Origin of the sequence: Thalassotalea sp. G20_0, from assembly GCF_017744175.1 — a bacterium.
Taxonomy (GTDB): Bacteria; Pseudomonadota; Gammaproteobacteria; order Pseudomonadales; family Endozoicomonadaceae; genus Endozoicomonas.
Genome location: NZ_JAGHQV010000009.1, coordinates 135,185 through 157,474 on the forward strand (window position 1 = coordinate 135,185; position 22,290 = coordinate 157,474).

A 22,290-nucleotide genomic window follows, 5' to 3' on the forward strand; every position below is an offset into this window, starting at 1 on the left:
GAAATATATAATTTTATTAATTATGTACTTATATCCAAAATTTAACATTAACATGAAGTAGGTCAAAATGATGAACAGTATCAGCGACAGTTCGGCAGGCTTACCACTTAATTGTTCCTCAATATGTATAAATGACGGAAGTATCGGAGGACAGTTTGGTGGGCACTCACTGGTGGAAACGTCTTGTAAACCGGAAGGCCACGTTTTCCACTTGGAATGCATCACCCAACACCTGGACAAGCAGAAAGAGATAAGTCTTGATAAACGCCAATGTAGTGAATGCAATGAACCGGCACTGCCATTGATTCCTAAGGACGGGAGTGAAGTCGATGAACACAGATATTGTGAATCATCCCCGATACTTAATCAATGCCGTACCGGTGATCTGGAAATCCTGGAATTTCTGCTGGACAAAAATGAGGCTTATGCAAATAAGGCTTACAAATCGGCGCTAACCCATGTTAAAGAGTACCCGTTAGCTGTCGCCATAAAGTACCAAAATACTGATTTAATCCAGACTCTGGTCAACCACGGTGCCGACGTCAATGCTCGCGATGATGATGGTGAAACAGTTCTCCACTTAGCCGCTCGTAACGGCAACGCAGAGAGCGTCAGGGCACTGCTGGACATTGATCCCTTTCTGGCCATAGATAAAAATAATGATGGTAAGACCGCTCTCGATTTGGCTCTCGATGCTCACGATCTTGATCGCACCCAGCGTCAGGAAATCCTTAAAAGGGCGCTAGATAATCCTGCTCTCAGCAAAGCTGACAGGTTTGACGACCCAGAAAACGAATTCATCGAGCAGCTGGGCAATGATCGATCCCGGCTTTCTGCCGCTCTCCACAATGCGGTCGACAATGGGAATATAAAGATGGTCAAGAAATTGCTGACCAATGACCGCTCCTTGGCTAAAGATAAGGATGGCGATGGCAACACGGTTCTCGTCAATGCTGCCAGAATAGGCAGAACAGAGTTTGTTAAGGCATTGCTGGCCATTGCCCCCTCCTTAGCCGAAGATGATGACAGTGTCTCCAAAGCTCTCGAAAGTGCTGCCTTCAGTGGCCACGAAGATACCGTCAGGACATTGTGGAACATTAACCCCTCCCTCGGGCCCAAGGTTTTCATATCGGCTATTAAAGATAACCTGGCAGAGGTTGTCGGTGTTTTTGTGCGTATTAATGACTCCTTGGCCAAGGAGCAAATGGCTCTCCACTTCGCTATCGCTAATAACTGCAGGCGTACCGTCGATTCCTTGCTGCGCTTTGATATCTCCCTGGCCAAACATAGGGATAGCAGAGGTTTATCGGCTTTCGAACTAGCAATACAGGCAAATACGGATATCGCCAAAAAAATGCTGGACAATGATAGTGGCCTGGCTAAAGAAGTGGATAATAGGAATCAAACACCTCTTCACCTTGCTGCCAAGTATGGCGACTTAGCGTTAGTTGAGAAATTACTGAGTATTGACCGCAAGCTCGTCGATAAGGAGGATATAGATCGCCTTAGGCCGCTCGAAAATGCTGCCAACGAAGGCAATGCAGAAATTATCAAGAAATTGCTGAACATTAACCAAACCCTGGCCACTCATAAGGTTAGCAGGCCGGCTATCCACCTTGCTGCCTACAATGGCCACAGCGATGCCGTCAAAGCATTGCTGAGTATTGACCGCCGCTTCGCCGAAAAAATGGCCAAAATGGTGATTGGCTCTGGCGATACGCCTCTCCACACTGCTGCTACATATGGCCACGCAGCGGTCGTCAAAGCATTGCTGGACTTTGACCCCTCTCTTGCCGAAGAAAAGAATGATAATGGCTTTACGGCTCTCGACAGGGCCGTCGATGCATTGCAGGCCTTTAACGCTTCTCTTGCCGAAGAAAAGAATGATAATGGCTGTACGGCTCCCGACAGGTCTAACCGCCATGGTTTCACAGAGGTAAAAAGACTCCTTCAAGAAGCAAATCAAGCCCGGGCCTGTCGTCAACCTGAGTCTGAAAGAATGCCCGGCGGCGTCTCCAACCTTCTTTGAGGAATTTATTCCGGGCTGTCCGAGATGCGATCTGAGTCTGAAAGAATGCTGAAGGACATCCCCAACCGATTTCGAAGGTTTTACGAGATGGCAACACAGCGATCGTCGAGCGGTCGCTGAGGATTGACTACAGGGAGGATACAGATGGCTTTAGGCCTCTCTACCATGCGGCAACAAAAGCCCATACACAGATGTTCTCAACGCATTGCTGACCTTTAACCCCACTCTTGCGGAAGAAAGGGATATAAATGGCAATCGTCTTGTTAAAAATTCTATTTTTTATGGAATTTTCTCTGCTGGTTTTTGTCTTACCGAAGGCATTACGTCATTAAACTAAGGTAAAGCAATGAATAGTGTCAGGGGAAATGCGACGGGTTTATCCTTTAATTGCCACCTCTGTGATAGTGGCGACCCGCCTATCGGACAACATGATAAGCGACAGGTCAAAGCCTCTTGTCCGGACTCACACGTTTTCCACTGGAAATGCATCACCAAATGGTTTGACAGTGAACAGCAGGCCGCAAAAAGTCTTGGGCAACGCAAATGCAGTCAATGCCAGCAACAGGCTGAGCCATTTATTCTTATGAGCGGGGACACTGTCCCTGGCAAATATTCATCTTATTGCAAGTCTCTCGACACTCCTGTTTTCAAAGATAATACAGGCAGAGCCAGGAATGATCCCTCACTGGGCAAAATGGATAAGCAAGGCAATACGACTCTCCACGAAGCTGTTCTTCGGGGCAGTAAAGAGAAAGTCGAGGAAATACTGAGGGACACCTCATCTCTCAATCTCGTGAAGATGAAGAATAATCGGGGCGAAACCGCTTTTGACATGGCTGTTCGTCGTAACCAGGCAAGGATCGTCGAAGTCTTTATGAAAAAAGATGAAACCCTGGCCTGGAAAGATGGCACGTCGGCTCTTCACAAAGCTGTCGAATTTAACAGCAGCGAGACCGTCAAGGTATTGCTGACCATGGCCCCGGCCCTTGACAAAATCAGGAATAAAGATAACAAGACTGCTCTCCAGATAGCTACTGATAAAGGCTACACAAAGACCCTCAATGTATTTAAGGAGTTTACTGCTTCCCTGGCCGATCATGAAAAAGGCAACAGTACGCTCACAATCAACGTGAAGCTTGACGATACCGAAAAAGCTGGCAAAACAGCTCAGGCTGGCTCTGTTGCCACTAACGACCCTGACCCGACTGATACTGCGGTTGACTCTTGTAAAAAGCCATTAAATGAAGGCGCATCAGCGGTTGTTAATGGTAAATTCTCTACTTCCTCAACCCTTATTAACCGCAAGACCATCGAACAAGAAAACGACACTGGGTGTCTGCGTGAGCTGACTGATATGGATAACAGAGGAGTGGACTTTAATGCCCGTGAAAACGACGGTATCACGCCTTTGATGGAAGTAGATGTCAATGTCAAAACACGTATAGATGGTGCTACGCCCTTGCGTATGGCCGCTCAGAACGGCCACTCAGAGTCCGCCCGGGAGCTGCTGAAAAAATATCAAACCTCAGTCAATAAGAACGATAGCTGCACGGCTCTCCACTTAGCTGCCCGTAATGGCCACACAGAGGCCGTCAAGGCAATGCTGGCCATTGACCCCTCCTTAGCCAAAGATAATGACAGTATCTCCAAAGCTCTCAAATATGCTGCCTTCAATGGCCATGAAGACACCGTCAAGACATTCTTGAGCATTAACCCCTCCCTCGAGCCCACAGTTTTCAGATCGGCTATTGCTGGTAACTTAGCAGAGGTTGTTGTTGTTTTTCTGCGTATTAATCCCTCCCTGGCCAGGCAACAAATGGCTCTTCACTTGGCTACCGCTAATAACTGCAGGCGTACCGTCGATGTATTGCTGCGCTTTGATATCTCCCTGGCGAAAGTTAGGGATGGCAATGGCCATTCGGCTTTAGACATAGCAATCATACGGAAAAATACGCATATCGCCGAAACAATGCTGAACATAGATAGAGACCTGGCTCAACAAGAGAATAATAAGAATCAAACACCGCTTCACCTTGCTGCCTTGCATGGCGTCACAGCGGTTGTCGAGCGATTGCTGGGGATTGACCGCAACCAGGTCTACAGGGAGGATGAAAATGGCAATAGGCCTCTCTACTATGCGGCAAAAAAAGGCCATACACAGATTATCAGACAATTGCTGAACATTGACCAAACCCTGGCCTTTCATAAGATTGGCGATAACATGACGGCTCTCCACATTGCCGCCTATGGTGGCCAGAAAGATGCCGTCAATGCATTACTGGATATTGACCGCCCCTTGGCCGAATTTTTGGCCAAAATCAGGGTTGGCCCTAATGGCGTGATGCCCATCCACCGTGCTGCCCTCGGTGGCCACACAGATGTTCTCAACGCATTGCTGGCCTTTAACCCCACTCTTGCGAAAGAAAGGGATATAAATGGCAATAAGGCTCTCGACTTCGCTATCAGGATGAATCAAACAGGTGCAATAAAACTCCTTCAAAATAGAGCCAAGGCCTGTCTTCTACTGTGAACAATACAATTGAGCGGGGAACCGGCGCCGTGCCTTGTACCGGTAGAGGCAGTCAGAGTTTACCAGTAACAACCGCTGATGCGGCTTCATCCAACAGCTTCAGGCTGGATAATAGTAAATTTGCCGATGCCACTCCCCTTAATTGTTTCAAACCTGCACTTCGTGCTACGTGCTGCACCAAACTCTGTGCAGTGGGTTTTATTTCTCATTTCTAAATAAATAACGACACTCATCTTGTAAAAATTCTATTTTTTATGGAATTTTCTCTGCTGATTTTTGTCTCACCGAAGGCATTACGTCATTAAACCAAGGTAAAGCAATGAATAGTGTCAGGGGAAATGCGACGGGTTTATCCTTTAATTGCCACCTCTGTGATAGTAGCGACCCGCCTATCGGACAACATGATAAGCGACAGGTCAAAGCCTCTTGTCCGGACTCACACGTTTTCCACTGGAAATGCATCACCAAATGGTTTGACAGTGAACAGCAGGCCGGAAAAAGTCTTGGGACACGCAAATGCAGTCAATGCCAGCAACAGGCTGAGCCATTTATTCTTATGAGCGGGGACACTGTCCCTGGCAAATATTCATCTTATTGTAAGTCTCTCGACACTCCTGTTTTCAAAGATAATACAGGCAGAGCCAAGAATGATCCCTCACTGGGCAAAATTAAGGATAAGCAAGGCAATACGACACTCCACGAAGCTGTTCTTCGGGGCAGTAAAGAGAAAGTCGAGGAAATACTGAGGGACACCTCATCTCTCAATCTCGTGAAGATGAAGAATAATAAGAGCGAAACCGCTTTTGACATGGCTGTTCGTCGTAACCTGGCAAAGATCGTCGAAGTCTTTATGAAAAAAGATGAAACCCTGGCCTGGAAAGATGGCACGTCGGCTCTTCACAAAGCTGTCGAATCTAACAGCAGCGAGACCGTCAAGGTATTGCTGACCATTGCCCCGGCCCTTGACAAAATCAGGAATAAAGATAACAAGACGGCTCTCCAAATAGCTACTGATAAAGGCTACACAAAGACCGTCAATGTATTTAAGGAGTTTACTGCTTCCCTGGCCGATCATGAAAAAGGCAACAGTACGCTCACAACCAACATGAAGCTCGACGATACTGATAAAACAGCTCAGGCTGGCTCTGTTGTCACTAGCGACCCTGTCCCGACTGACAGTGAAACTGCGGTTGACTCTCGTAAAAAGCCATTGAATGAAGGCGCATCACCGGTTGTTAATGGTAAATTCTGTACTTCCTCTACCCTTAGCGAAAACAGAGATGCTCTGGCTGCTTATGCTGCTGAGAAAGACAGCACGGAATGCCTGCTGGAATATCTGGCCTCTGAGAAAGTAAAGATCAAAGACGTTGATGAGAGTGGGAAAACAGCGCTGCATTATGCTGCTGAGAAGGGCCATGAACCATGTCTGAAATATCTAATCAAAAATGGAGCGGGTATCAACCACTCTGACAACAGTGGGAAAACAGCACTGCATTATGCTGCTGAGGAGGGCCATGAACCATGTCTGAAATATCTAATCGATAATGGAGCGGGTATCAACCACTCTGACAACAGTGGGAAAACAGCTCTAGATTATGCAGCTGAACAGGGCCACTCACAATGTCTGAAACATCTAATCTCTGAAGAGAATATCAACAAAACTGACGACAGTAAAAAAACAGCTCTACATTATGCAGCTGAACAGGGTCACTCACAATGTTTGGAACATCTAATCTCTAAAGAGAATATCAACAAAACTGACGACAGTGAAAAAACAGCGCTACATTATGCAATTTTAAACAAAGATGAGAAATGCCTGGTTGAATTACTCAAGAAACTTCAGGATATCTCGCCTGCAAATCGCAATCATGCCCTGCGATTAGCCATCGATAAAAATTATCACAGCGCAAGTACAGAGGCACTGGTCAAAACGATAAGCTTGGGGGAGCAGGACAAAAAAGACGGTAAAACACTCCTGCACTACGCTGCAGAAAAAGGCAACAAAAATTACCTGGAAAAATTTCTGGAGAAAGCGAAAACGGAAGGGAACTTGGCAAACTCCATCAATCTTAAAGATCATAAAAATAGAGTACCCCTGCATTATGCAGCCAAGAATGGGTACAGTAATTGTCTTCAGTTACTACTGGAAGACAAAAAATTAACATGCATCAATGCTCAAGATGAAAATGGCGACACGCCACTGCTCCTGGCTGCTCTAACAAATTCTGAAGCATGCGTAAGAAAGCTGATAGAGGCTAAAGCTGATGTGCATGTGAAAAATAACAAAGGTATAATGCTACTGCATCGTATAGCCATATCAGAGAAGAGAATTAATTGGCTGGAAGTGAAAGATTACAATTATTATAAAGATATTAAGGGAACTGACAAGGACGATAATACTCCACTGCACTATGCAGCTTTTCACGGTAATTTAAAATTCCTGTTAAAGATCTACACAAAAGAAGTTAAAACAGGATTAATTAAAAAAAAATTAATTAAAGATAAAGATTTCCATACTAATAATAAACATGGGGTTTCACCACTGCTTGTCGCCATTCATAATGACAATAAAAACGATTGCCTGATAAAACTGATCAAAACTATAGAACTAACAGATGAACAGCTTTCGAGGTTATTTCTGTATGCTGCTGCTCATGGCAAAAACGATTGCCTGCAAAGGCTTGATGATGAAGATTACAAAAGCAAAATAGATATCAATCACACAGAGCAGATTAGTGGTAGGGCCTCTTTGCACTATGTCGTTATAGATAAATGTTGGAACCACAATAGTTCTCAGGAGGCTCAAAAATATATATATTGCCTTAATCACATACTCTCCTTCGATAAAGTAGACGCCAATCTCCCAGATAACGAAGGCAAGACACCATTACATTTGGCTGCCGAGGCAGACAATATTTATTGCCTGTTAAGGTTGCTAAGCCATCCAAAATACAGAGTTAATATCAATGCTGAGGATAAGCAAAACAATAAACCCCTGGATTTGGCTAAACATCCTGTTTGCCAAGAGGCCCTGCAGGAGGACTGGAATAATCTCAATGACTGCGAACGCAAAGATAAAGTTGAGTATTATCGAAACAAATATGAAGGACAAGCCTGTCAGACCAACGACCAAAATGAAAATACTCACAGTCAAAGTAATCCAGTTGACTTATCAGATGGTTCTATTCGCTATCAAGAAAAAGTATTTATAAATGATGAAGTAGTTGGTCGCCTTGATGAAATTAAAGTAAAGTATCCAGATTTGAATTTTATCCCTTGCCCTAAAGTTAACTCCTTTCTTGTTTTAGCAAAGGATTTTTTTGGTAAAATTATTAAAGACAGCCATGAAGATGCAATTTTCGGCTATTCCGGAATTAGAGAAAACCTTTATACCATAAATCCTAAAGACCTGACACAAATCTACGTTCCCATACAATTTATGCCTGAATTTAAACCTGAAAATAATAATTTATCACTGAATGGCTATCCTTTCCATATTGAAGGCACCAAAGGTAAAATTATTGAATTCTTGGATAAATATAAAAGATTTCATTTTACGGCAAAAAGCATTGACAAAAAAGAGCTATCAAAAGCCAGAGTCAGTGTGAATATAAAGTTATGCCTGGTTGATTTCAATATGTCAAAAATGGTGCGCAAATTTATCGCAACTGCAATTAAAGACGCTTTTGGAATACCAATACCATTAGACTTTATTGATATTGAGGGAATTATTGCAATTATTGAACATGTGAATTTAAAAGACTTGGTTAATGAAATTTCCGATGCTGTTAACACTACTATGAAAATACTTCAGGAGGAACTTCAGAAGGAACCTCAGAAGGAACTTCAGAAGGAAGTTGTTAACACCTCAGAAAAAATGCTGAAAAATCTTAGTAGCGCAGCAGAAGAACAACCTGAAAAAATAGCATCCAAAAAAATCGATAGCGTCATCAATAAAATTCTCAATGAATTAAAAAGGCTCAACGAAACTGATGATATTGACACATCATTGTCAAAAAATAATTTTAAGGTTTGCAGTGGCCCCATCAATTTACTGCATAACATCAAGAGCGGTCAGAAAATTCAAATTGAATTTGACCGGTTTGAGTCATCAGACAGCCCCGCCCGTTTACAGATCAACTCAACTGGCAGCCAGGTAGAGTTCAAAGATCTATCTGAAGCATTGAAGATGATTTTTGAAATGTAACTTTAGAGTTTTGATCAAACGAAAGTACGGTTAGTTTGCAATAAAATAAAAAAGCAGGTTCTTTGATGTAGCTATCAACCGTCTGTATTTTTTATATCAGTTGGATAATAACGAAACCAGAAACAACCAGCATGCCAATCAGCAACAAAAAAATATCAGCAACCGTATTTCTGTAAGGTTTCAACCTTTGTACCTTGTATAAGGCACAGACCGGCAAAAAGAACAGTAATACAGCCATCATCGGTGCTACCACTACCTCAAGAATTTTCAGGTCACTCCAGTGGTCGCAGTAGGAATGCCAGTCACCCGGCACCCCCTGCTCAGATCCGTTACGTGCACTACTAATGCATACGGCTCCTACCTCGAGTATTTGGCGTCAAACCGTTGCTCAGTAAGCGTCTAAGCAGGGGACAGACTCTCCCTACTTGTCGAGATCGGCTTTTAATGGATTGGCCCCGAATTTCTCTTTCCAGAGTCGCGGTATCAGTTCCCTGATATCACGGGCCGGGTGGAGGCTGATGCGTTGAAGAACATCAACCACGGTGGAACTGCCATTTATCGGATAATTCGCCATGGAAATACTTTCCCCCGGGTGGCAGAAGTATCAACTGGTTTTCCACTCCTGAAAGGGATTACCTGTAAAACTGAATTCAGATTCGCAACTTTTGTTTTACTGAGAAATTGTTTTACTGAGAAATCCTTCCTGTCATGACCTAATCAGATTATTCAGGGTGTTCATGGCCTGACGATCATTTAGCCTGGCAGCTATGTTCAACCAGTGCAGCGCTTTGTCCCTATCTCCCCAAAGACCCACGTCACTGTTCAGAAGCAGGTGGCCAAGTTTGCTCATGGCCTTGACATGGCCCTTCTCAGCTGCCTTGGTCAACCACTGCACCGCCTGTTGGGGATCCCCCGGAAAGTCCTTGCCACGCCTGAGATACAGGCAGCCCAGGTTGTGCATGGGCATGGCATCCCCATACCTGGCAGCCCTGAGGTAACAGCTTTCCGCCTGGTGCAGATCTTCCGGGAGGCCGTCGTAACCATATTCAAACAGAAGCCCCAGGTTGTTCAGGCCGATCGGGTCAGTTGCTCCCCTGCTGACCAGCAGCAGAGCAGCATCAGGATGCTTGTTGAGCAGAGCCTGGGCCAGGGGGGTATTCCCCTGGGTCTGGCCCGCATCCGGGGCTGCCCTCCGGTTGAGCAGGGCCCGGATCATCCCGATATCGCCCTGGATTGCAGCGTTGACCATCTGCTGCTCCCAGTTCCGGGGCAGGGGCAGGGTTGTCAACACTACCTCCTCAATGACCACCTCAATGAGACTCCGCTCCAAAGGGCACGTCAGGTTATTTTGTAACCAGGTAGTAATGCATTCGAGGTGGAATATATGCTTGCAGGGCTCGGCTCTGGCGATGCGCCTGCCATTAAACTCCGGATGGCTCGGTGGGAAGATTTTGTCTAAACAGACTGAGCACACTTTTAGTTCGTGGGTGGCTACTGCGGCACTGGATGAAACGTTGTTCATGTCAGGCATTCCTTTACGTTGTCATGACTTTACTACTTTATATTCGTTCCGCATTCGACCATTTGCTTTCGGAGAATTCACTGACTAATTAGTTAGTTTCTCTGACACTTTGATCCACACAATATTAATTCACAAATTTAATCCACAAAATAGAGTAGGGCTCTTTTGAATTTTAAGTGGGTAAGCAGGTTTCATTAACCTTGGTAAAGTCCAGCTTACCTGTCAGTAAATACACCATGATTTTGAAGTGAGGCTTCTTGTAACCTCGTGCTTTTCGCTTAGCTGCCTGTATCACTGAATTCAAACTTTCCAGTAAGCCATTATTGATCTGGCTATCCTTCCAGTTGAGTACACCATCCCAGTGTCGTTTTATGGTCTTGGCGGCTTTAATTATGGCTCTTGTAGATTAAGAGGGCACAAGATGCGTACCTGCATGCACAAGGTCTCCGACTGCGCGAGGCTCACAGGTTACTTGCGGTGTAGTGCAACCTGTAATATTGCTTTCTGCATCACTTAACAACATCAGCACCTCGGACTATTTGATTTCGCAGCTCAATACTTAGCCTACAGGCTCCCCTGTCAACACTTCACCGGATACCTTACGATATACGGCTCATGACTCGGGGCTGGGGCGACACGTCAGTCTTAACCCACAGGGACTTTCACCCTTAACATCTTGCCGATTTATCTCGGCACACTAAGCACTCAATAAAAAACCCAATAACAAAGGAAAAACTGCCAAAACATTTACAATAAGCAGATGAAACCATCATCTCCCCATCGGGTCTGAACAGTTGGTTAAAGTTATTCAACGTTCAGGCTAAATAATGCAGTCGGTACTTGCATCGTCGTATTTCCCCCTAAACACTCCCGCTAATACAGACTCACCCCGGCAGCATCCTGGAGCAGCAGATATCAGGAAATGCCCAGACTTCAACAGCACCCCTATTCACCATCGTCAAACACGACCGGTCCTCGATAAGATCAGCTATTGCTCCGACTCATCCCGGAACTGTCTTGAGTCTTCAGACAGAGAAACACCGTCGTTAAACCAGAAGGGGGCAGGAAAACCGGCAGCAACAGATACTGACACCCGCTCTGGCGACAGCACCTGTACACTGGACAGCTGCCATTCTGAGACTGAAAATATCAGCCCCCGGAACAGGACAGACAAAGAAAACACAACGGATGCTCCAACTTCACAAGCTGACCCGGCTGTCGGTGAACAAGACAGCATCAAGGCACCAATAGAAGCAGAAAGCTCTTACTGGCATTCCACGGCACAGTATATTCTGTCAGGCATAAAAAAACTCGCCAATGCCGTCCTGCCAACACCTTCAGAGGCCCTGGACCATATCAATCTTGACATGCCCTGCTTCAGTGAAGAATATGACGAGGATCAAGACATTGAGTTGCCCATAGATGTCGATGCCATCGACAGTGACCTGAATAGCAGGGGGCACGTTAGCAAAGCGCAATCCAAAAGTGTTCAACCCGAAAAAGAGTGTTCCAGCACAACCTATGAGTCGGAAGAAAGCGACAGTAAAACGGCAGACGCTTCCCACAGAAAAGATAGCGTCGTCCGTAGGGCACATCACAGATCATCAGAACTTCAGGAAATCTACCAACAGTCACTGCCCGTCGTAAAACTCTCACCACACACCTATGGCAATCCCAGCAACATTGCCATTGATGGGGAAGATGACCAGCCTGAGCTGCTGATTGCACTTTATCCACACGGCATCTTACAGGCCCTGCTTATTTTATTCCCTGAAACCGCCCTTGAGATTCTCAAAAGTCGGCTTGCGAAGCTGGGCAGCACCTCAATAGATACCTTTGAACAACTCCGGAAATCCCGGATGCAAAACCGTACCGGATTCAGGGACACCCCGGCAACCAACCTGGCAACCCTGAGAGAAAACCTCAACGACCTTGAACGTGATCGGCACAATGTCAGGTTCCAGCTCGCGATGTTGAAAAATCTGAGAAAATTTGAGCGTCAATACAATGTGTACTGTCTGGAATCAAAAATGGATGCCGACTTCCTGGTACAAAAAGGAAGGCTATCTTCCAAGCAGTTAGCCACTGCCATTGACAACGTCGAGGGTAATCAACTTAAAGACCCAAAACCCCTTAAGCCCTCTACCTGGCTGAGACCGCTGGGCTACCAGTGCAAAGAGCGTGAAATTATCTTAAGGGGGGCTATGTGGAGTCTGGCAAAATATCATCTGGAAAAATCCGCTCAAACCGTTCTTAACGAGCTTATGCAGCTCCCACCGGTGAGGGTACCGGTTTCCGGAACAGACACATGCAAAAGGAGAACAGTTAATCACTACATCCGGGAACAACCTGAAACCATACTAAAAGTGTTGACTTATCTGGTTTGCCTGAACGTAAAACGGTATCGATGCATAAGGCATATAAAGGCAGCTAAACTTGTCCTGGCGACTGATCAGCAAGGGTGCACAGCAGAGAGTGTTCAGGCTTTATTCAGTCGACTGATCAGGCAGGATCTTATACCAGAAATAGCAACGCAACTGGACAATGAGATCGGCTGGCTCCATGCCAAACGCCTTGAGCATGAGATTGAATCACCTCCAGCTGAAGCCAGTCTGCCAAGCTTGATGGATCAACGACAACATATCCTTAATCTTCGATTACTGAACCACCAGCCGCCCCCCCAAGAAAAACAAGGCCGCCTTGCCTGTACAGAGCATGAAGTTTCTGCCCGGTTAATTCATCATTTTCTGAGCACCCAATCACGCCCAAACCAACCGGCCCTGTTTCCACAGTGGTTGTTTCTAAAGCCCCCCGCTGCTGATCGTATACGCTCCGTACTGTCACAAAACAGCAATACCCCCGAGCAGTCTTTTTACCTGGCCACATTACAATTCATTGATGCAATGAACCGCTCTGAACAGGATGACAACTACGACAGTTGCCTGCACTGGATGCAGTGCTACTACGATATGACCTATGCTCAACAGCAGCTTCTGATTCACCTGATCGACCAGGGTGTGCCTGACGGCTTACTGCCCTGTGAACATTTCGAGCAGAATATTGATGTGCTCTGGCAATTGGCAAGATCAAGAAAAAGCATGGGCCTGCGGCCACTGAACCCTGACTCCTATGCATACTATCTCAGCTACCTGAATTTTATCCGGAAGGAAGAAGAAAGCATTGAAGACAGCATTGCCGAGCTGTATCGCAAGCGGTATTTAAAATTGCTGAATTATGATCCTTATCAGGAGTTTAAAACGCTCTTTGGCGATGTATTTAACTGGGGGTCGCAAGCCAGCAGGACCATCTGTCAGAAAGCCGGCGAACTGATGAAGGGATTAAACGCATCAGGGCTGCCCAATGCACTGGGCTTTCTTTATAAAGAAGGCAAAGGGCTGATATCGTCACTGTTCTCTGCCGACAATCCAATCCACGCCTTAATAACCGACACTCTGGGTACAATACTGAAAGTAGCCCAACAAAACCCAAAGTTTTTTCGAGTAATGTGGGGTGATTTTGCACTCCTGATGCCTCAGCTGAAAAGCCTGCTTGGGCAGGACACATCGGTAACAGGCCTGCTTGAAAGCATTGAGATCTGCATGCGCGGTCATGCCCTGGCTTCACTGTTTTCCGGTGACAAACCACAGCCACTGGATGTTAACCCGCTGGAAAATCCGCAAGTGGCTACGGTGATCAAACGGTTCCAACTGCTCCGGGACATGATTACCGCGTTTCATACCGGACTGCCAGTGATCGAAATATTTTTAAGCAATAACCTGGATACCCTGATCAACAAGGCTAAAAAAGTCGCACAGAATGTATTATCCACCTATCTTGCCAGACACTGTCTCAGCCAGATGAAGCCGGCGATTTTCCGCTTGTTGAATAACCTGCGCTGTGCCCGGGATTTAATGCCCAGCCTGACTCTGGGGCTGACCTCTGACTGCCTCGCCGCCATGGCTCCGGAGACAACCGTCAGACTTGCCCATCATATTGGCCGGCGGACCAGTGTCGTTGGTAATGTCTTGGGTTTTGTGCTGGATCCGCTGGTTATGCGATTTGATAAATACCAGGAGAAAATCAACAACGCCAAAGCCAACCCATCCAGTGTTGCAGCGCGCAGTGAGTTAACAGCAGAGCGGAAAAAGGTGGCAGGCATTCTCGGCGTATCATCAGTGGTTACCACTGCCGCCATTTTGTTGGTTAATGCCTTTAACATTGTTCTTCTGTTGAGTAGCCCCTGGCTAACAACAGCCTGTATCGGGATCATTACCTTTTTTGGCAGCAGCTGCTTTGTCGCCCGACGCTATAATGGGTTGGATGAAGTCTGGACATCACTGTCCGAAACCATTTCAGAACAGATGGAACGAACCTTTGCCAAAGACAGTCCAAAGGCCATTAAGGCAAGACAACAAGCCCACCAGATCAGTAAAGATACCCTGACAAAAATGTCAGAAATCAGAGAACAGGCACTGAGTGGATGGCAGGACTGGCAACAAAACCAGCTACTAAGAGAGTTAAGCAAGTATTGGCACCAGCTGCATTATAAGGAAGAGATGCTTCAACGTATCAAGTCTACGGTCCGGGAAAAGTGTCAGTCCGATGTTGAAAGAGACGCACAACACATCCTCCATTTTGTCCGGGCAAAGGCACTGGTGGAAAATGCTCTCAGGGACCCGGATAACATATCAGCCAATCCGGATCACCTTGCTGATTTCAACCAACAGTTAGCCCATCTGTATTTTCCACCACTGGATGCAGCACTGTTTCCCTATCAGTTAATAAACCTTGAACAGGAAATCAATGCATTTTTAGAGCATTCCTGTGGGACTGACTGCCCCGGAGAAAACATCAAGGCAATTATGGATACCGTTGAAAACTATCACATCGACCTTCACAAAGGAGAGTACCTGTTTAAGCTACTGCAAATGCGACAACTTCAGTCTTTATCACTGGAGGGAGACAAGGCTGACGATCAACCATTTCATCAGACGCTGCATCATTGCAGCAAAACAACCATGGCACACTTGCCAGACCAGCTGACAGCAACAGTCATAATGGCAAAGTCCCGGCAAAAGTGTGAACAGCAGCAACTGAAAAAGGAGGAGCAGATCCGGGAAGCAAGAATGAAAATGGTCACCCGGCGGGCATTACATGACTGCCTGAAAGGCGCAACAAACTATTCAGCCAGCAGCATCCCCGACTTGAGCAAAGACCCATTGTTCAAAACTCACCTTGAGCTGCAAATCAGAGAACTTGAAAAAGCCAGCCTGCCCTGGTCAATTGACTATACACTGCCATCGGCTCGAACCAGCGACTCGCCCCCTGCGGGATGCACTTATAAAGCCCTGGAAGCAGGCAAAGACCTCCTGACCTCATAAGCTTCCCGATATGACTCAAACAGGCCGCTCTTTGTATCGGGCAATATGGTTGACTATGTTGCGATGATTAAGGAATTCTCCCTGAATAACTTCCTCTTTTTCGCCACGGAGGCACGGAGTCACAGAGGAAAAGAGTTTTTCTTTTCTCCGTGCCTCCGTGGCAAGGTTTTTTCTTTGCTGGACAACATCGGATGTGGAAGTTATTCCAGGACAGTTCCTAAACGCTCACAGACGGAGGCTCTGCCTGGGCAGCCGCCTTGCGTTCAGCCGCTATGCATGCTGCCGCAGTAAAGACGACATCGGTAGAACTGTTCAACGCCGTTTCCAGAGAATCCTGGATCACGCCAATAATAAAACCGACAGCAACGACCTGCATGGCAATATCATTAGAGATACCAAACAGGCTACAGGCCAGCGGGATCAGCAATAAGGAACCACCGGCCACACCGGAAGCGCCACAGGCAGAAACAGCCGCAACAACACTGAGCATCAAAGCGGTTGGCAGGTCAATAGAAATACCCAGTGTATGAACCGCTGCCAGCGTCATTACGGTAATAGTAATGGCGGCACCTGCCATATTGATGGTAGCCCCCAGGGGAATGGACACTGAGTAGGTATCTTCGTGGAGATCCAGGCTTTTACACAGCTGCATATTCACCGGAATATTGGCTGCCGAGCTGCGGGTAAAGAAGGCCGTCACACCACTTTCCCGGATACAACGCAGCACCAGGGGGAAAGGATTCTGACGAATCTTCAGGTAAACGATCAACGGGTTAACGATAAACCCGATCATCAACATGCTGCTGATCAGAACCACCAGTAACTTGCTGTAACCGGCCAGCACCCCAAAACCGGTCTGGGCAATGGTATTGGCAACCAGTCCGAAAATACCGATGGGAGCCAGCTGGATGACAAAGCGTACAATAGCAGACACCGCCATGGACAGGTCATGCACCATAACCCGCGTAGACTCACTGCCATGACGCAATGCCAGGCCCAAACCGATGGCCCAGGCAAGAATACCAATGAAGTTGCCTGTCAGCAGAGCCTCAACAGGGTTCTGCACGACCTGGAACAACAGTGTATGGAGAACCTCCATAATACCTTCCGGAGGCAGGGCTGCACCGCTGTTGGTCACCAGCGTCAAGGTCACCGGGAAAAGAAAACTCATGGATACCGCGACAAAAGAAGCCGCCAGTGTGCCAAGAATATAGAGGAAAACAATCGGCCGCATGTTCGTGTGCTGCCCCTGTTTCTGGCTGGCAATGGAAGAAGCCACCAGTACAAATACCAGCACAGGAGCCACCGCTTTCAAGGCCCCGACAAACAGGGAGCCCAGAAAAGAGATGGCCACCGCAGTTTCCGGCGAAACAACTGCCAGACCAGCACCCAGGGCAATACCGATAATAATCCTGAGAACCAGGCTGGTGTTTGCCATTCGGTCATAAAATGATTGCGCTTGACTCATGATTTACCCGCTGTACTACATTCAAGTTTTTATCAGTCAATAATTTATAACTTCTGCCTCACGAGATTCCCGCGTATGCAAAGTATTACCGGCTGCGGGGATTACGTAAAAATAGTATCACAGTACTGAGGATAAACTTCAGATTTAATTTTTTGCATCAATTACGTCAATTGCATCTATCCTATTGCCTACCGAAACAGACACCAGAGCACGGAAATGAGACAGATTCTAGTCCCGAAAACCATCTTTGAGCTGCAACCCGTCAAGGACTGTCACGGAAAAACCAAACTGGAAGAAAAACCGAAAGTCGTCTGGGGCATAAGAAACATCGTGGTGATACCACCAGCGGAGCTCCTGACTCAGCTATTGCGCGGCAGATATTTATAGTGCGCTGTTCCTGTAATCCCCCGTCAATAAAATCCCTCTGAAAAACAACAAGTCCTGCTCAAGGAGCCTGTCGGACTTAAGCGTCCGTAGCGAGGATTGCGAGAAATTGAGGATAAAAATTTCTGCTTCTGAGGAGAATAGCGGGGCTATTTGACGAAGAAGCAGGAATTTTTAGACCAATTTATCGCAACCGCAGTAGGACAGTCTTAAGTCCGACAGGCTCCAAGCCCCAGGGCTTAAACCAGCTGACTCAGCTGCTCTTTGACATTCTCTGCCGTTGGGCGCTTTTGCGGGTCTGCCCGGGTGCACTGGCCTATCAGACGAATCAGTGGTGCCAGTATGTTCTGATCGTCTTCAGCCAACGAAATACTTATCGGACCGGACGGCATATTCAACGCCAACAGGCTCTTTTTATTGGCCAGGAAGCCCGTGGTCCGGTCCATTGCCTGCTCCAGTTTTGCACCATCATACAATCCACAGGTTTTCATATAGTCAAATAGTGATAACTGCAAACCTTCCTCCGTTTTAAACCACTCCCCTTCGCCAAAAGTGGTACAAACGATAACCGCCAGCATTACACCAAAAGACCAGATATCGCCCTCCCGGGTAGCGGAGGTATATTGCCAGGGGGCAAACGGTTGTTCAGGATTGTCAAAAACGCCGGGAAAGCGCAGCTCTGGCGGTTGCCAGGCATTGTTATAAAAAATGAACCGTTTGCTGCCCAGCGTATCCGGCCCCGGTGCCACATCCACCCTACTGAAACGCTCCGGCAGGCCCGGACCCAGCCAGCCTGACACCTCCCGAAGTCCTTCCAGACGGATATCACCGTGGGCCACTCCCCGTTCGTGCAGGTTTGCCAGGGTATCCACTACCTGGCTCAGACCATGGATAACATCACCGAGAACAGCGCCTTTCGACAAACATTGCTCCAGGTAGGGCTCCGCCAGACTTTCCAGCAGCGGCCACAGCCCTGTAACAGAGGAAGCAATCCCTGCGTCAGCCAGCCTGGGCAACCCCTTTATTCCCCATCGATAAATATGGTGCTGCCGGGCGGTGGTGGAGACCATCTCCAGCAATTGCTGGATTGACTCATCCAGCCTTTCTGCCTCCGGTGCTGCCAGGACAGACGGAAAAGGGCTTCGCTGATGGGGCTTGCCAGCTTCATTGAGCAGTTTAACGTTCTGGTCATTGAGCAGCATTAACGTCCCCACTGGCTGGCCTTCGCCATCCGCCCCCTTGACCGATACCTGCCCCGCCCGGGCAAACCAGGAATATCGTTGTGGCTCAATGGTGATGGCTCTGCCAAAGCTGCTGATATTCAGGGAGTTCAGCAGCGTAACCTGCCAGCGCTCGTCTGAATCCATATCATTCCTGCTTGCTTTTCTGAAAACCTCGTAGGTTTCCCACTCGGGTTTCTGTTCAAGCAGTTTGATAATCAAATTATCGACACGGTGGACAATACGATATTTGAATGCACTGCCAACTTCACCCTTTTCATCCGACACGACCGCAGGAAATTGCAGCGCAGAAGCATTCTCAACAACTGGCAGGGACATCAATGAACTCCTGTATGGCTTTTTTATTGCCAGGGAATTAAAGATAGCTCAATTGGGTATAAACAATGATGTCATTGTTAAGAAACTGCGGTGAACAGAACTGCCTCATGGCTTTAGACAGACAAGGAAACCTCATCAATTAAATGGGTTATGAAGTTCCAGGGCATTCAGGAAGCTGTTGCCCCGAACAGGGGCCTTGGTGAACAAGATCAGCTATCTTTCTGACTGCGGCTGAAGGTATCTCCCAATACAGCAGTGCCAATGACGAAAAATTACATGCAGGGATTACGTAATGACCAGTCGGTTATAGTTCATCATTCATACCTGTTTTGGAGGTGTAAACAGGCTTCAGTACCATTTTGGCGCCCCCTGATTTCATGGGGACAAAAGTATTTAAATTATTTCTCTGGAGGCGAACGGTATCCAGCATGTCGGCTGCATTCATCCTGTCCAGGGCATGATAAAAATCGGCACTTTCAGTTGAAGTGCGGTTACTGAGAATACCAAGTGCATTCTGGATATGACCTATTTCAGAAAGAAAAAAAAAAGAAAAAAGGACACCCACTTTTTAAAAAGAAAAAGAGAAAAAAAAGGAAAGAAAAAAAAGGACACCCAATAAAAAAACAAAAAAAAAAAAAAAAAGAAAAAAAAGAAAAAAAAGAAAAAAAAAGGACACCCAAAAAATAGCCTCGTCAGTAAAATCTGTGGGTCATTTCCGGTTCAGGTAACTTGCCAAGCGCATGATATAACGCGATTTCCGCACATCTGTAGCTTCTGAAACCGGAAAAAAAACGGAAAAAAAACGGAGGAAAAAAAAGGACACCCAAAAAATAGCCTCGTCAGAAGAAAAAAGGACAGAAGAAAAAAGGACACCCACTTTTTAAAAAGTGAAGATAATTTTTCATCTATTCATTTTTCAAAATAATAGTATTGATCGATTTAAGAAAATCTCATTCATTCCAAGCAGAAAGAGCATAAAAAGTACTCAGCAACAGTCAGAGAAAATACTATCGAGACATATAAGAAAGAGCACTCAGAAAATTCTGGCCACATTAAAGTAAAATGAAAATGCATTGATCAGGCAGGGTAAAGAGCACCGCTCACAGACATTCCATGAACCCAGCACTTTCCGGTGCTTTCTGCATAAGCCTTCAGTGAAGCCAGCTTGCCGACTGCGCGGTGAAAACGATTATGCCAGCGCATAGTCTGCAGCCATTCATTTGGGTCAATACCCAAGCGCTCCAGGATAGGCGGTACATCGTCGGTTATACGACCACGTTTGCCTTTGCGGATAATTCGGCCAGACCAGTCAACCAGTTCAAAGTAACTACTGAGTGGGTATGGAATCGCCTGTTCAGGGTTTTGACCCTGAGCTTTTAACGGTTTCAAGTGTAACTTTTGTTTTTTTCCGTCTGCGCTGTCGTATGACTCAATGCGTTCTTTTATAGAGGTATGTTCTGAGGTTTCCAGCGTTGCAGCAATTTTTGTCCGGATGGGGTTTAGGTCGACATAGGCCATGCAAGTCAGCAATGCCGCCTCATCTAACAGGGCCTGACTTTTGTAACGACCTTCCCAAAAGCGCCCTTTGCACTCATCCTCTTTATTGGCCAGCCGGGCTAAGTATTCGTTAAGGCAGCGCATGAACCAGCTGATATCCATTAAACGACTGCGGTACTTCTGGGCATATTCTTCGACACGCAGCAGCTCTACTTTGCCCAGCTGATCGCCGACAAGATAACGCTGAACCAGGTGCGGGCCAGAAAACAGCTGCGTCCAGCGTTGTAAGACTTCTTTGGTCTCCCATTTTTTAGCTTGCTGACTATTGATATGGAGCACCACATGATAATGATTCGACATCACCGCATAAGCACAGACTTCCAGAGCAAAAATACCAGAAAGTGCTTTCAACCGATCAACCACCCACTGCCTGCGATGCTCATAGTTTATGCCTGAGAAATTGTCTTTGCCGCATAGGAAAGCCCTGCGAACGCAGCGTGCCATGCAGTAGTAGTTGTTTACCCTTGCCTCCTGTTTACTCCTGGATTCCTTCTGCGTGATGCCTTGATTGTTGGATGGTCTTTGTGGCCAGCCAAATGCTCAATATTCCCATCAAGCAATTGAAAATCCACATCGCCAAATACATTGACATTACATTGTTCAATATGCTCCCGAGTATCATCACTTAGAATGATTCCTGAATCAAATTCATGTGAATCGGGCAAAAAGCAATAATCCTCAAGCTCAAGAGCACGGGCATTACCAGGATCATATAATGGAAAAGTCTTATGCCTTCCTGTATCATTAGGATCATAAAAAATCACTTTGATACACCCTTCCTGTTTTTTAAATCTTAAGGCCATGCTATGGGTATTGAACCAAACCAAGAAGGCTTTATCAGTACCATTTGGCATATTCCAATACTTCTCAGCGATTGACTGAATAGCATGACTGAAAGTTGATCTGGCAAAATAATAGCCTTCACCACAATGCTTCTCATTAAAATGATCACGAAGATCTTTATCTGTTGGAAATCTATGAGAGTAAACCTTCAGTGCTGACCGACTATCAACAGGATGGAATGAATGCTTACCACGACCAAAAACACCAGTAACATATCCCCAGGATAAGTGTCGGCATTCTATACGCTTACCAGCATCTTTTCTATCACAGGCAGAGCGATGAACCTTACAGTTTAAAGTTTCTGACCGTTCATTATTTGAATAGTACATAGGAACAGCTTCCACACCACCTGGCTTAAATGCCAGTTTTACTTGGACATTGCGGCCTTTACTGCACAACTGCGTAATCTTATTAGCCAAATACTCCCCTTTATCACTAAAGGTTTTAACTACATCGATCTGGTATGCGCTCAGGGGTTTACACAACACTTTGGCAAATTTTGAATCAGGGTTCTCTGCGACTAAACGCGGAGTAACACTACCAAGAACACTGACAGTATATCTACCAAAAAATGCTTTTATACCATTAAAAATGGTCTTGGCCACTCTTACTAAAAAAATGACTCTGCATGTTTATGCCAAGAGTGTGACGCAGCTGCATATACACCTAGCTTTATTGCGTCCATTGCATCACCTTATTAGTATTTACGTAATTGAAAATTATTTGATCATTGATTCGAAAATGAATTATGAATCGTTCTGATTTGGGTTTTTCCTTGAAAACACAGATTAGAGTATGAAAGCTCCAAAA

12 protein-coding genes are annotated in these 22,290 nt (G+C 46.2%); 5 read left to right on the top strand and 7 right to left on the bottom strand.

Features of this window, described 5'->3' with window-relative positions:
* Positions 1-67: 67 nt before the first annotated feature.
* The 3 genes from J7438_RS07945 to J7438_RS07955 all read left to right on the top strand — a co-directional run bounded on the left by J7438_RS07945 (position 68) and on the right by J7438_RS07955 (position 8,766).
* Positions 68-2,029 carry an ankyrin repeat domain-containing protein gene (locus J7438_RS07945; RefSeq protein ID WP_209276128.1) on the top strand — a complete coding sequence of 654 codons (1,962 nt, stop codon included), beginning with the start codon at positions 68-70 and terminating at the stop codon, positions 2,027-2,029.
* 346 nt (positions 2,030-2,375) lie between these two features.
* Positions 2,376-4,559 carry an ankyrin repeat domain-containing protein gene (locus J7438_RS07950; protein ID WP_209204032.1) on the top strand — a complete coding sequence of 728 codons (2,184 nt, stop codon included), beginning with the start codon at positions 2,376-2,378 and terminating at the stop codon, positions 4,557-4,559.
* A 319-nt stretch (positions 4,560-4,878) separates the two neighbouring features.
* A complete protein-coding gene (locus tag J7438_RS07955; protein WP_209276129.1) occupies positions 4,879-8,766 on the top strand; it encodes an ankyrin repeat domain-containing protein in 3,888 nt (1,295 codons plus the stop codon).
* A gap of 421 nt (positions 8,767-9,187) precedes the next feature.
* On the opposite strand, the gene J7438_RS07960 is transcribed toward J7438_RS07955, so the two are convergent.
* From J7438_RS07960 to J7438_RS07970, 3 genes are all read right to left on the bottom strand, one after another.
* Positions 9,188-9,340, bottom strand: a complete 153-nt coding sequence (locus J7438_RS07960) for a hypothetical protein (protein WP_209276130.1) — start codon at positions 9,338-9,340, stop codon at positions 9,188-9,190.
* A 132-nt stretch (positions 9,341-9,472) separates the two neighbouring features.
* Positions 9,473-10,288 (bottom strand): SEL1-like repeat protein, encoded by an 816-nt coding sequence (locus J7438_RS07965; protein WP_209276131.1) that lies wholly within the window; start codon positions 10,286-10,288, stop codon positions 9,473-9,475.
* Between the two features lie 172 nt (positions 10,289-10,460).
* The gene (locus J7438_RS07970; protein WP_209276147.1) at positions 10,461-10,682 is read right to left on the bottom strand and encodes a transposase; all 222 of its coding nucleotides are present in this window, start codon (positions 10,680-10,682) and stop codon (positions 10,461-10,463) included.
* Between the two features lie 433 nt (positions 10,683-11,115).
* On the opposite strand from J7438_RS07970, the gene J7438_RS07975 reads away from it, so the two are divergent.
* On the top strand, positions 11,116-15,669 hold the full coding sequence (locus J7438_RS07975; protein WP_209276132.1) for a hypothetical protein: 4,554 nt from the start codon (positions 11,116-11,118) through the stop codon (positions 15,667-15,669).
* Positions 15,670-15,886: 217 nt separating this feature from the next.
* On the opposite strand, the gene sstT is transcribed toward J7438_RS07975, so the two are convergent.
* Together sstT and J7438_RS07985 are read right to left on the bottom strand one after the other, a co-directional pair.
* Complete coding sequence (gene sstT / locus J7438_RS07980) at positions 15,887-17,137, bottom strand: serine/threonine transporter SstT (protein ID WP_209276133.1); 1,251 nt, start codon at positions 17,135-17,137, stop codon at positions 15,887-15,889.
* A gap of 623 nt (positions 17,138-17,760) precedes the next feature.
* Entirely contained in the window at positions 17,761-19,080 is a 1,320-nt protein-coding gene (locus tag J7438_RS07985) for a protein kinase family protein (RefSeq protein ID WP_209276134.1), read from the bottom strand.
* A 507-nt stretch (positions 19,081-19,587) separates the two neighbouring features.
* Here J7438_RS07985 and J7438_RS07990 point away from each other — a divergent pair.
* A complete protein-coding gene (locus tag J7438_RS07990) occupies positions 19,588-19,767 on the top strand; it encodes a hypothetical protein (protein ID WP_209276135.1) in 180 nt (59 codons plus the stop codon).
* A gap of 390 nt (positions 19,768-20,157) precedes the next feature.
* Here J7438_RS07990 and J7438_RS07995 read toward each other — a convergent pair whose 3' ends face one another.
* On the bottom strand, positions 20,158-21,081 hold the full coding sequence (locus tag J7438_RS07995; protein ID WP_209276136.1) for a transposase: 924 nt from the start codon (positions 21,079-21,081) through the stop codon (positions 20,158-20,160).
* Between the two features lie 14 nt (positions 21,082-21,095).
* Positions 21,096-22,085, bottom strand: a complete 990-nt coding sequence (locus J7438_RS08000; RefSeq protein ID WP_209276137.1) for a ShET2/EspL2 family type III secretion system effector toxin — start codon at positions 22,083-22,085, stop codon at positions 21,096-21,098.
* Positions 22,086-22,290 lie beyond the last annotated feature (205 nt).